Annotated in this window: 13 protein-coding genes and 1 pseudogene; 8 read left to right on the top strand and 6 right to left on the bottom strand. The window is 59.5% G+C overall.

What is annotated here, in order from left to right:
* Positions 1-38: 38 nt before the first annotated feature.
* Positions 39-1,283 (bottom strand): tyrosine-type recombinase/integrase, encoded by a 1,245-nt coding sequence (locus ACVWW6_RS42385; protein WP_161536338.1) that lies wholly within the window; start codon positions 1,281-1,283, stop codon positions 39-41.
* Between the two features lie 466 nt (positions 1,284-1,749).
* Between ACVWW6_RS42385 and ACVWW6_RS42380 the strand changes: the two genes are divergently transcribed.
* From ACVWW6_RS42380 to ACVWW6_RS42365, 4 genes and pseudogenes are all read left to right on the top strand, one after another.
* On the top strand, positions 1,750-1,941 hold the full coding sequence (locus tag ACVWW6_RS42380) for a hypothetical protein (RefSeq protein WP_456683259.1): 192 nt from the start codon (positions 1,750-1,752) through the stop codon (positions 1,939-1,941).
* An 82-nt stretch (positions 1,942-2,023) separates the two neighbouring features.
* Positions 2,024-3,157, top strand: coding sequence for an ATP-binding protein (locus ACVWW6_RS42375; protein WP_456682869.1), 1,134 nt, complete (start codon positions 2,024-2,026; stop codon positions 3,155-3,157).
* A 105-nt stretch (positions 3,158-3,262) separates the two neighbouring features.
* Positions 3,263-4,660, top strand: a complete 1,398-nt coding sequence (locus ACVWW6_RS42370; RefSeq protein ID WP_456682868.1) for an AlbA family DNA-binding domain-containing protein — start codon at positions 3,263-3,265, stop codon at positions 4,658-4,660.
* Positions 4,661-4,965: 305 nt separating this feature from the next.
* A pseudogene (locus ACVWW6_RS42365) lies at positions 4,966-5,079 on the top strand (thiaminase II); the annotation flags it as partial.
* 795 nt (positions 5,080-5,874) lie between these two features.
* On the opposite strand, the gene ACVWW6_RS42360 reads toward ACVWW6_RS42365, so the two are convergent.
* Positions 5,875-6,033 carry a hypothetical protein gene (locus ACVWW6_RS42360; RefSeq protein ID WP_122975533.1) on the bottom strand — a complete coding sequence of 53 codons (159 nt, stop codon included), beginning with the start codon at positions 6,031-6,033 and terminating at the stop codon, positions 5,875-5,877.
* Positions 6,034-6,230: 197 nt separating this feature from the next.
* Between ACVWW6_RS42360 and ACVWW6_RS42355 the strand changes: the two genes are divergently transcribed.
* A complete protein-coding gene (locus ACVWW6_RS42355; protein WP_028172829.1) occupies positions 6,231-6,482 on the top strand; it encodes a hypothetical protein in 252 nt (83 codons plus the stop codon).
* A gap of 28 nt (positions 6,483-6,510) precedes the next feature.
* Here ACVWW6_RS42355 and ACVWW6_RS42350 read toward each other — a convergent pair whose 3' ends face one another.
* Entirely contained in the window at positions 6,511-6,795 is a 285-nt protein-coding gene (locus ACVWW6_RS42350) for a hypothetical protein (RefSeq protein ID WP_060910574.1), read from the bottom strand.
* A gap of 192 nt (positions 6,796-6,987) precedes the next feature.
* Between ACVWW6_RS42350 and tenA the strand changes: the two genes are divergently transcribed.
* Complete coding sequence (gene tenA / locus ACVWW6_RS42345) at positions 6,988-7,662, top strand: thiaminase II (RefSeq protein ID WP_304548339.1); 675 nt, start codon at positions 6,988-6,990, stop codon at positions 7,660-7,662.
* A 128-nt stretch (positions 7,663-7,790) separates the two neighbouring features.
* Here tenA and ACVWW6_RS42340 read toward each other — a convergent pair whose 3' ends face one another.
* Complete coding sequence (locus ACVWW6_RS42340; RefSeq protein ID WP_456682867.1) at positions 7,791-8,735, bottom strand: AEC family transporter; 945 nt, start codon at positions 8,733-8,735, stop codon at positions 7,791-7,793.
* Positions 8,736-9,292: 557 nt separating this feature from the next.
* On the opposite strand from ACVWW6_RS42340, the gene ACVWW6_RS42335 reads away from it, so the two are divergent.
* Together ACVWW6_RS42335 and ACVWW6_RS42330 are read left to right on the top strand one after the other, a co-directional pair.
* Positions 9,293-9,646: a hypothetical protein gene (locus ACVWW6_RS42335; protein WP_161536334.1), complete on the top strand. Its 354-nt coding sequence runs from the start codon at positions 9,293-9,295 to the stop codon at positions 9,644-9,646.
* 413 nt (positions 9,647-10,059) lie between these two features.
* Positions 10,060-10,737, top strand: coding sequence for a ParA family protein (locus tag ACVWW6_RS42330; protein ID WP_027547672.1), 678 nt, complete (start codon positions 10,060-10,062; stop codon positions 10,735-10,737).
* Between the two features lie 122 nt (positions 10,738-10,859).
* Here ACVWW6_RS42330 and ACVWW6_RS42325 read toward each other — a convergent pair whose 3' ends face one another.
* Together ACVWW6_RS42325 and ACVWW6_RS42320 are read right to left on the bottom strand one after the other, a co-directional pair.
* Positions 10,860-11,054, bottom strand: coding sequence for a hypothetical protein (locus tag ACVWW6_RS42325; protein WP_028172834.1), 195 nt, complete (start codon positions 11,052-11,054; stop codon positions 10,860-10,862).
* A 96-nt stretch (positions 11,055-11,150) separates the two neighbouring features.
* Positions 11,151-11,300: a hypothetical protein gene (locus tag ACVWW6_RS42320; protein WP_165448175.1), complete on the bottom strand. Its 150-nt coding sequence runs from the start codon at positions 11,298-11,300 to the stop codon at positions 11,151-11,153.
* Between the last annotated feature and the right edge of the window lie 552 nt (positions 11,301-11,852).

Here is an 11,852-nt window from a genome sequence, read left to right as displayed (position 1 = left end):
CATAAATTTTCGCTTAGCGGGCGTCTGACCGGCTTGAACTAGGAATGGAAATCCGGACGAGAGCCGGCGCCAGCACGCCCCGCCTTTTGCGCTGGTAAGGCCGCGATGTGTTCTGCCCAACGTTCGAGCGCCGCGCGCATCTCGGCCGTGTACCGCGCGCGGTTATATACACCAGCAACGCCCGCCCGGTGGCCGCTGACGTGGTTTAGGATCGCCTCCACGATGTGTGGCAGCACGCCAAGCCGGTCGGCCATCACAGTGGACGCCGATCTGCGAAGATCATGAACAGTCCAATGGGGTAGGGATTCACCCAGGGCTTCCGCAATGCGTGCATCAAGCGCCGACTTCGACTTTGACCAGCCGGAGAACCCGCGATGCGGGTCACCGCTGCGTCGGGGTCCGTCACCAAAGAGGAAGTCTCGACCATCTCGGCGGGGTGGGAGTAGGGCCAGAGCGGCGGGAACCAATGGCAGCAAATGCTCGCGATGGTTCTTGGTCCGGGTGCCTGGCAGCGTCCAGAGCCCCGAACTGGTGTCAAGTTCGGCCCATTGCATACTGCCTACTTCATCGCGGCGTTGGGCTGTGAGCAGCAACAGACGCACGATGCGTCCGTAATCGTCATCGCCACAGACCCGCCAGATCACTGATAGCTCGGTCTCCGTTAGGACCCGTTCGCGGCTTCCCGGCTGCGCGGGTCGATTGGTGCCGAGAACCGGGTTCGCAGCAATGTCGAGGCCCTCGCGTATTGCCCAGTTGAACATTGAGGACAGGGCTGTCCGGGCGCGGGCTGCTGAGACCGCCCCGTGAGTCGATGCAATGTCAGTGACACGAGCCGAGATATGACGGCGGGTGATCTGGAAGGCCGAAACCGGATGCAGGGGTTTCCAACTGACCAATAGATATCGTTCAATTTCCGAATAGGTCCGGGGCTTCAGCCTTTGTTTGGCGTTCCGGAGATACTGATCCATGGTTGTCCGGAGCGTGTCGGCCGCCTGCAGGCGTGCTTTGGCTTTCTCGTCCGCCGGGTCTTTGCCATTCGCAACCAAACCCAAAAGCCGCTTGGCTTCCTTGCGTGCAAGCTCTGGTGTCCAAGGGGCGCCGTGAGGACCGATGGTCACGAAGCGCTGCCGACCGAACACTCGGTACTTGAGAACGTAGGTCGGTTGATCGCGTTGACGCCGAACACCAAAGCCCCGCACCGCTTCGCGGTGGTCTGCGTCCCAAATAGTCTCGCCCGGCTTAAGGGCTTGCACTGCGCGGATCGTAACACTCGAAACAGCCATCGATCGCCTCTGTAGCTACCACGTAGCTACCACCATAACGCCAATTGTAGCGCAGGTAAGGCGGGAGGCGGCCGGCTTATTCATTGATAATATTGATATTATCGTAGGAATGGCGGGACTGGCGTAGCACCGGCGGAGTTCTTGCTGTGTCTGTGGAACAGGAGGTCGGTGGTTCGAGCCCACCCAACTGTACCAGCGAAATCAGAAGCTTAGCCGAAAATCGCAGAACCGGAAAATCAGCTTTAGCGAAAGGCTATTGCGGAGGTTGCATCGCTTTACGAAAGCCGCGCGGTTCGCGACGGCGCGGCCTCTGTGAACGGATGCTGCCCTGTTCCTGCAGCTCAGCTCTTTCTATGTCTCTCGGTCAACCTCTGATTGGCGAGAGAGGCGCCTCGGATTAGCGAAACCCGCATAGGTAGAGTAAAAGAGAATCTTTCCATCTGCTTCGACAGCTTTGAGGCTTCATTTGAAGACGATCACCATTTCAACCGAGGATTTTATTCAGATCGCTGCCCGCGATGAGAGCCATTTTTTTGACATCAAAGAATTCGCCGTCGGCGGGAAGGCCGTACAAAAAATTGCGGCGGCATTCTCAAATGCGGACGGGGGCGAATTTATTGTTGGTATAAAAGATAAGGCCTCCGCGCCTGCCACCTAAGGAACGGTGGGAGGGCATCACGGACGTCGAGCAATTCAATGGCCATCTTCAGGCACTATTCGAGGTCAAGCCTGCTCTAGATGTGAAATATGAATTTCTGCAGCTCGACGGCGTCACTGGATATGCGTTGCGCATTACGGTGGAAAAGGGAACGCAGGTCTGCACAACTGCCGACGGTACCATCTATGTCCGGCAGGGCGCTCAATCGTTGCCGGTAAAGGACCCAGACAGGATACAGCAGCTCAATTTTTCTAAGGGCGCTGTCTCTTACGAAGATTTCCTCCTTCCTGATTTGCCGGCTGAGCAGATTACCGAGGGAAAGGAAGTGCTCCGCTTTCTCACAGACTATTCGCCTAAGACCGATGCTCTAGAGTTCTGCCTGAACCAGAATCTTCTCGACTTTAAGAGCTGGCAGCCGCGCGTGGTCTCCGCACTGCTTTTCCATCCCACACCTAGCGCGGTCATTCCAAAAAAGTGTGCCCTGAAGATCACGCGGTACGAAACCAAAGAGGACGACCCAGAACGCGATCATCTTGCCGAGCAGGCAACGATTGAAGGACCTGCTTATCAATTGATCCATAGCGCTGTGGCTCGCGTCACCGAAATGATGTCGAGCATTGAAGTTTGGACGAATGACGGACTAAGAAGGATTGAATATCCGCCGGAGGCGCTTTGGGAGACGATAGTCAACGCCGTGCTCCACCGCGACTACTCGATCTCCGACGACATCCAGATACTTGTCTTTGACAATCGAATTGAAATTCTCAGTCCGGGGAAATTGCCGGGCTACGTGAATATCGATAACATCCTTGATGCGCGGTTCTCGCGCAATGCCAAGCTAGTGCGAACTCTCAATCGCTATAAGGATGCTCCTAATAAAGACCTCGGAGAAGGTCTCAATACGACTTTTCAAAAGATGAAGGAGTTCGGACTTAAGGATCCAATCATCACGGAAGAAGGTAATTACGTGAAGGTAGTCCTGCCTCATCTGCCGTTGGCAGCGCCGACCGTTGCGATCATGGACTTCTTGAGGCAGCACGACCAGATTTCCAATAGGCAAGCGCGCGACCTGACCGGAATTAGATCAGAGAACTCGGTGAAGACGGAATTCTACAAATTGCGAGATGAGGGGCACATCGAACGTGTGCCAGGGCTTGCAGGCAATAAGTCCGCTTGGCGCCTGACAGAACAAGGCAACGCCTTTTTGAGCAAATAGCCGGCACCAATGGATCGGCACCCTGGGCTCGCTGGCCGGGCGTTCTAGCAGCGATGACCTAGGCTTTCGAGCGGCGCGACTTGCCACCTAAGACGAGAAGGCCAGATGATCGATCAGCAGGCAATTGATGCGCTCATAGCAAATCTATCCGAAAGCCGGAGCGTGGAGGTGAAGCGATGGATCGATCCGAATTCCACGCAAGGTATCGAAAAGATTGCCAAGGGCCTCTTGGCGCTCCGGAACTTCAATGGAGGTTATTTCATCGTCGGCTTCGATGATGCCACTCTTCAGCCCGATCTTCAGAATGAGCCACATAATTCGCAAGCGCTCTTTCATGTGGACGTGATCCAAGCTCTCGTCTCCCGATTTGCCCATGAACCATTCGAGGTCGAAGTGGGGTGGGGCGAGCTAAGTGGCCATAAATATCCTGTCATCGTTGTACCACCTGGCGTTAAGCAGGCGGTTGCAGCGAAGCGAGATTTGATGGATGGTGCGCGCTTTGCAGTCCGCAATGGCTCGGTCTATTTCCGGACGCTCGCGACCAATGGCACTGTCAGTTCGGCCGAGGCCAAGCCGAGCGATTGGCGCGAGATTTTCGATATCAGCTTTGACAATCGCGAGGCGGATGTCGGGAGATTTCTTCGGCGTCATTTGGCAGGCGTCGATCTGGCATCGTTGCTAAAATTCTCCGCTCCTCCGGCACCGGTTCCGACGCTCCGAGATGAAGCTATGAAGCTGCTTGACGACGGCGAGGGTCGCTTTACCGAGGCCGTCGCTAGGAGAAGAATGGATGCCGATGAGCGGGCCTTGCTCCGCTTCGGGTTTTGGAGTGTGGCGCTCGTCATCAATCCAGAGCGATCCGGCGCGATACCAGATAGAGAGTTCAGCAATCTTATTGCGTCCAGTAATCCGAAATACACAGGATGGCCTATCTGGCTCGATAGCCGCTTCATGAGCAATGCAGCCAATCGCGAAAAGTATATTGATAATGCAATCGAGTATCTGATTGTCTCGTTATCTGAGGGCTGGTCCACTCATATCGATTTCGCGCGCCTTGATCCTGCAGGAAGGTTCTTCCTCCGTCGATTGCTACAAGACGATGGCGTCCCCTCTAAGGTTGCGCCGCTCGCCGCTCTTGATCCGGCGCTGATGATTTTGCGAGTCGCGGAGGTAATCGGCGTAGCGCTTGCCTTTGCGAAGGCGATGGGCTGGGAACCAGAGGAAGCTACTCTTGGCTTTGCATTTCGCTGGGACAAGCTCAAAGGAAGGCAATTATCCTCATGGTCCCATCCTTGGGATATGATTTTGGACGGAGGCGAAGCTCACGTTGACAGTGTGGATGGCTATGTTGAGGTGCCGCTTGATACCCCTCTATCAGCCGTCGCCAAATATGTAGGTGATGCAACTAGAAAGCTTTTCGCTTCATTCAGCGGCGCAATCATACCAGATCACGTAGTTGAAGATCTCACTAAGAGATTATTTGAGCGAAGGCTAAATGGATGAACGTGACGAGCCGCCGTCACAGCGGGACTAGTGGGCACGGTTATCTCGCCACAACTACCACCACCGGCAACGTCACCGCCGCCAGCAGCGTCCCCAGCGCCACCGCGCCCGACACCGGGTTCACCAGCCGCTGATACTGGCCATTACGGCGACAGCACACAAAACTCTAGACGCGGGGAGTGCCCCATCCGCAACGCTGCTCAAAGTCAGTTTTGTCCGCGGTCACCGTAGCTCCTCGGTTCGCAATGCGCTATCGGTAGCGAGCCAAGGACGTTCATGGACAAGCAAGCCGGGCGAAAAAGATCGTGAGTTTCTTCGAGCGTCTCAAGACAGAAGCATCCGTTGAGTGGCGGGCCTACACCGAGCATCCCTTCACGAACGGATTGGCAGACGGCTCGCTCCCCGAAGCGGAATTACGGTGACAGTGCACAAAACTCCACGAGATCAGACGACTTCGGTTTAGTGCTGCCGGCGGCCACCGGTCAGTGAGCTTGGCGCCGAGCTCCTTCCTGAGTGAGGTTGACTACGCCTCGATTCTCAGGACGGGGCTCTCCACTGCTACCAATATGCTCTCAACTGGCTACCGACCTCTCGCCTCTGGCTCCCGCGCAGCGGGCTGGAGCGCAGCGACTTAATCGGAAAACCTGCTTTCTCCATTTCATCGAACGGGACAGCAGTGCTGGCTTGAAGAGCATCGCCGCCAGTCACATGTGATAAGGATCGGGGATCGTTGGCCCGAGACAGTGGCAACGCACCCACCGGCCTCATTGAAGGTCGTGTGCGTCCAAATAAGAGCAAGCACGGGCTGCGTTCGAGCACCGCTCGACGCAGTACCTCTACTCAAATGCAACGGCACGAGCCGTCGAGGGAGACCTTGGCGGTTTTTTGCGTGTGGCCAGATATGCGCAAAGAAAAACGGCCCCTTGGGGAAGGCCGGCCAGCCGAGGTTCTTGCACCTGGGTATGGAGATCGGCCGCGCCTTTCATGCCATTACGGTGACAGTGCACAAGACTCTCGACGCGGGGAGTGCCCCATCCGCAACGCTGCTCAAAGCCAGTTTTGTCCGCGGTCACCGTAGCTCCTCCGTTCGCGATGCGCTATCGGTAGCGAGCCAAGGACGTTCATGGACAAGCAAGCCGGAATTGCGGTGACAGTGCACGAAACTGCACGACGTCAGGCGACTTCAGTTTAGTGCAGTGTCACCGTAATTCCGGTCACAGCGCCGCCGCGGTCCGGAAGAAGGCGTCGATCTGGGCATCGCTCCAGCCGTAAGCGGCGCCGATTGCCGCCGTCATTGGATGGCTGCGCTGAAACACCGTGGCGTTGGCATTTGCGGCCGCGACCAGCGCGTCGAGCACATCCCTCGAAAACATGGATTTCCCCCTCTCGAATGCGAAAGGCCGCCCGATAGGGGCGGCCTTTCATTGGACTCCGGGCATAAGGCCCGATCAGGAGTTGTTAACGCACTGCAAAACCGCGCACAGCCTCCGGTTGACACAATCACTGGTTAGGTGTCAGAATTTTCTCTCGCATTTGGAAAAACATTGACGATTTTGGAAGAACATTGCCGATGTCAAATTGCATTGACCAGAAACAGCAGCATCATTCCGGCGACAGCGATAACGACTGGCGCATTGCCACACTCTTCGTGATTTGCCTGCTCGCCTTCGCCGTCTGCCTCAAACTCGGCGAAAAGCTCTACTCGTCGAACGTCAATCTCAGAATTGCCGAGTGCAGCGCGATTTATTGGAAGGGCCGCGCCGAAGGACGCCCCGAAAACTATTGCGCGCCGGGATGCTGCACGCCGCCGAGCGCCCCCTAGGAGCCTCCTCCCCGTCAATCTTCTCCGGTCACAGCGTCGCGGCGGCCCGAAAGAATGCGTCGATCAGGTCATCGCTCGAGCCATAGGCCGCACCGATCGCCGCCGTCATTGGATGGCTGCGCTGAAACACCGTGGCGCCTGAGAGCAGCATCTCGGCGTTGAATTGCTGATCGGCCGGCATCGCGCTCACGATGGCCATTAGCGGCGCCGGGATGTCGCCCGTCTTGACCGCTGCCAACGCCTCGGCCGTCGTGACGATGTTCGATAGCGCGAGTTGCTGGAAGAACTGGCGGTCCGAAATGTTCTCCGGCACCGGCAGCGGCGAAATCTCGGCCGGATCGCACTACGGTGACGGTGCACAAAACTCTCGACGCGGGGAGCGCCCCATCCGCAACGCTGCTCAAAGCCAGTTTTGTCCGCGGTCACCGTAGCTCCTCGGTTCGCAATGCGCTATCGGTAGCGAGCCAAGGACGTTCATGGACAAGCAAGCCGGGCGAAAAAGATCGTGAGTTTCTTCGAGCGTCTCAAGACAGCAGCATCCGTTGAGTGGCGGGCCTACACCGAGCATCCCTTCACGAACGGATTGGCAGACGGCTCGCTCCCCGAAGCGGCGTTTCGTCACTACCTCGTTCAGGACTACCTGTTCCTCATCGAGTTTGCTCGCGCCTACGCGCTCGCGGTCTACAAGTCGCCCAGACTTGCCGACATGCGTGAAGCCGCGGCCGGCCTTTCGGCCATCCTTGATGTCGAGATGAACCTGCATGTGAAGCTCTGCGCCGATTGGGGTCTGTCCCCGACAGACCTTGAACAGACCCCTCCGGCGGCCGAGATGCTGGCCTATACACGCTACGTGCTCGACGCGGGAATGCGCGGCGATCTGCTGGCGCTCAAGGTGGCGCTTGCCCCCTGCGTGATCGGGTACGCGGAGATCGCCACACGGCTCGCCGCGCGACCCGATGCGGACGCCGCGACGAACGCCTATCGCGTCTGGATCGCCGAGTACGCCGGCGCGCCGTACCAGGAGGTCGCTGCCAAGGCGCGGGCGCACATGGAGCATCTCGCCGATCTCTACGCCACGCCGGCCCGCGAGGCAGAGCTGATTGCGATCTTCAAGGAAGCCACCTCACTCGAGGCAGACTTCTGGGAGATGGCCTGGCGCGCGGGCCAGCGTGCTCAATAGCCCTTTCGGCAGTGAGGCTCATAACCTGAAGGTTATACAATTACGATGACGATGCTCCTCGATCTGTCGGGTCGAGCTTCCGTCACGATGCCTGAAAGCCTAACGGAAACCACGTCTGTCGGCGCGACCTACCTCACCCCCGCCACCCTCATCACCACCACCGGCAACGTCACCGCCGCCAGCAGCGTGCCCAGCGCGACCGCGCCCGACACCGGGTTCACCAGCCGCTGATACTGAACTGCGAAGATGTACGCGTTCGCGCCGGTCGGCATCGCCGCGAACAGCACGACCACGCCGGCCGCGGTCGGCGGCAGGCCGAGCAGCTTGGCCAGCACGAATGCGGCCGCCGGCATCGCCAGCAGTTTGAGCGCGCTCATCACGACGACGCTCGACATCTCGCCCTTCACCTCGAAGCGGAACAGGTTGATGCCGAGCGCGATCAGCGCCGCCGGCGATCCCGCCTGCGCCAGTAGCTCGATGGTGCGGTCGACGACGGGATTGAGGCCGAGGCCGGTGAAGCGCCAGACCACGCCCAAACCGATCGCCAGCATTAGCGGGTTGCGCGCGAGATCCGCGAGCACGGGCCAGATGATCGTCAGCGCCGAGCCGCTCCGCTTGCGGCTGACAAGCTCCATCTGCAGGATGCCGCAGAGCCAGAGCAGCGGCGTGTTCACCGACAGGATCAGCGCCATCGGCCCCGCCGTCTCGTTGCCGAGCGCCGAGAGCGTCAGGGGAATGCCGAGCATCACGATGTTGCCGTAGACCGAGCCGATCGCGAACACGACGCCGTCCTCGCGGTCCTCGCGCCGCGCGCGCAGCAGCGCCGAGAGCGTCAGCGCCGCGATCCAGGTGAGCGCGAGCGCGCCGTAATAGGCGCCCCACATCCGGTAGGGGCTGACGTCGGGGAATTCCGAGACGACGATGGTGCGGAACAGCAGGGCAGGGATCGCGATGCTGAAGGCGAATTCGGAGATGCCCTTGTGCGCGGTCTCGGAGACGAAGCGAAACAGCACCGCGGCATAGCCTGATGCGATCAGGGCAAACACCGGCGCGACGATCAACACGGTGGCCATGCGCCCCCTCTCCTCACGGGGATATCAGCCGACCACCCCACGCACTCTCGACGATGCCATCATGCCCCTGTTTTGCCCGACGAGTCAAAACCGCTTCGTAAAATCCGCAAGAGGCGATTTCACTGGGCATATCAAGGCCCCGGCTACTGTGCATGGGGTTGTTTTCGCGGTTTTTGTTTTGAGGGGCCCGGGGCCAGCGGTGGAAACCGATCTCGCCAGATTTGCCAAAGGGTTAGGCTCCCGAGGAGCAGCCCCACCCACAACTGTCGTCACCCGCCTTGTGCGCGATTGCGCACTGGGGCGGGTGACCCAGTATTCCAGAGACGCCTGAAGTTTCTCGAGGGGCCGCGGCGTACTGGATCCCCCGCTTTCGCGGGGGATGACACCTGTGTGTGACGCCGCAGATCCGCCCCGGCCGCTTGCCGCCGCTAGTTCGGCTGATGGCCACACCGGCCTGTTGCCGAGAGCGCACACGTCCCGGGTTTCGCCTCCGCCCTCGTTGCCAACGAACGGCGGTTCACCCACACTCCGCCCCGACCAGACATTTGGGGGGATCGATGCCCGCTTTTCACTTCAGGAAGTCCGCTCTTGCTGCCGTGTCGGGGCTTGCCCTGGCCGTCCTGGTCCACCCCGGCGCCGGCTTCGCCTACACCCAGGAGGAGCAGCAGGCCTGCACGCCGGATGCGATGCGGCTGTGCGGCGAGTTCGTGCCGAACGTCGATGCCATCACCGCCTGCATGATCCAGAAGAAGGCGCAGCTCTCGCCGCAATGCAAGGTGTTCTTCCGCCAGGGACCCGAGCCGGGCCAGGCCCGCGCCGGCAAGCCAACCAACATCGCGCCCAAGACGGCGAAGAAGAGCACCAAGCCGGCGCCGAAGGTGGCCAGGAAGAAGAAATCCGAAGAAGGCTGAGCGCGGCCGCTGCGTTCCTTTCCTGAAACTCCGGTTCGGGCAGGCGTGCGAAGCGCGGCTTCGCGCTTGGCGGCATCGGCTCCGCGACAGCTACCGGACTCGTTTTGTTCGCGCGCCTTGCGCGCCTGCTTGCGGAAATTACCGCCACACGTGATCGAAAAGAGTCGCGAGACGGTTTGCGCGGCAAGGTTGCATTCCGGCTTTCCCCTTCTCGCTGCTCAAAAAAACCAACGATTGCGCGCATCGCAGGCTCTTGATTGCCGTTCGTGTCTTGTCGCGCGCAGCAGTGTGACTCAAAAGCCAACACGTCTTGTTATTTCGTGGCTGCAGAGCAACTCCCGGTAAATTTTTCTTTCCCGAATCAGCGCGGTGATTCATTTTCGGAGCCTGGGGTCAATCTGGAGGCCGAAGGTATGAACGTTATTGTTTTTGCATCGCGTAAAGGCGGCTCGGGCAAGAGTACCCTGGCCGCACATCTCGCCGCGCAGATCAAGGCGAGCAAACAGGTCATGCTCGTGGACGCGGATCCGCAGGGGTCGCTCACGCTGTGGCACAAGCTGCGGGGCACCAACGAACCGCCGATCAAATCGGCCGTGAACTCCGTCAGCGGCATCGTCTCCGCTGCCAAGCGCGACGGTTATGAATGGGTGTTGATCGACACGCCGCCGAACCTCTCGGCCGTCGTCGACGACGCGATCAAGAACGCAACCATGGTGGTCATTCCGGCGCGGCCTGGCGTGTTCGACGTCAACGCGGTGCAGGAAACCATTCAGATGTGCCGCGCGGCGCGCAAGCCCTACGCGGTCGTGCTCAACGGTGCTCCGGCCAAGCGCGACGAAGCCGAAAGCCCGATCGTCACCATCGCCCGCGAAGCGCTGGCGAAATTCCGTGCTCCGGTGTGGGGCGGTCAGATCACCAATCGTTCGGATTTGTTGATGGCGCTCAGCCACGGCGAAGGCGCGCGTGAGTATCAGGCCGAGAGCCGTGCGGCTCAGGAGATTGCAAGGCTGTGGGCGGCGATCGAGCGTTCGGTCAAGGCCATTCGCGGCACGGCGTCGGCATCCGGCGCAATGCACAAGCAGGCGGCATAATTTTCACAAATCATTCCCCGGACGAAAAACGCGCGGATGTCTGCGCGTTTTGCGTTTCTGGGCCTCACTCTGTCATTCCGGGATGACGCGCAAGCGCCAGACCCGGAATATCGAGATCAACGTTACGCCACCATCAGCATGTAGAACACGATGACCGGCGACAGCGTCAGGATCACCGACCAGATGCCGGCGGCCCAGAGAATGTCCTCGGTGGTGAAGCTCTCCTCGGTGGTAAAGCTCTGTCGTGCGTCGTAATGCGACGCCATTTCATTCTGACTATTCACAAACGCCCCCGCGATTTCTTCGCTTATGGGCATCACGCTACGCGAGATGTTTTAAAATTCCAGGTTGCTGCGCCGCTCGCATTTTGAACGCATTTGTGACGCGGGTTTAACCATCCGCGCGCGTTCTCGTCAGCCGACGAGCCAGACCCGAAACAGCAGCACCGGCATCAGGCCGAGCATCACCGCCCAGAACCCGAACGACGAAACCACCAGGATTCCCCGCAAAAGATCGGCGGGCGCGAATTGCTGTGCGGCCGTAGGCCGGGCGCGACGTCCCATGGTCATTCCCCCTTTTGAAGGCTTTGGAGAAAAACGATACGCGCCAGAGCGTAAACGAGACGTGGATTCGCCATGCGGCGGATGCGAAGCCGATTGGGGCGCGGTTAACCACGAGGTCTCTTACCCTCCCCCTTGTGGGGGAGGGTGGCTCGCCGCGTAAGCGGCGAGACGGGTGAGGGGTTTCCCTCCCCACGGACAGTTTGCGCGCGGAGAGAAACCCCTCATCCGGCGCTTCGCGCCACCTTCTCCCACAAGGGGAGAAGGGAAGGCAGCGTGCACGAGGTGAGATTGCGTCGCGCTAAACCCACCCGCTGTATTCGCGCCTGATCTCGTCGACCCGATTCCACTCCCGCGTCACGATATGCTCGCTCAAGCCGATGTCGCGGCGCAGCCAGGCCGACGCCGGATATTTGTCGGCCCATGTGAAGCCGTACGGTGCGCCCCGACGGCGCGTATTACCAGTGGAGGAAGGATCCACCCAGAGAGTTGTCGATTGATCTGGTAGCTGACGAGCGGTTTGGACGAGCAATCGGACGGATCGAAGCCTCGTGA

It is taken from the genome of Bradyrhizobium sp. USDA 3311, assembly GCF_054062495.1.
This window is presented reverse-complemented; position numbering and strand designations above follow the sequence as displayed.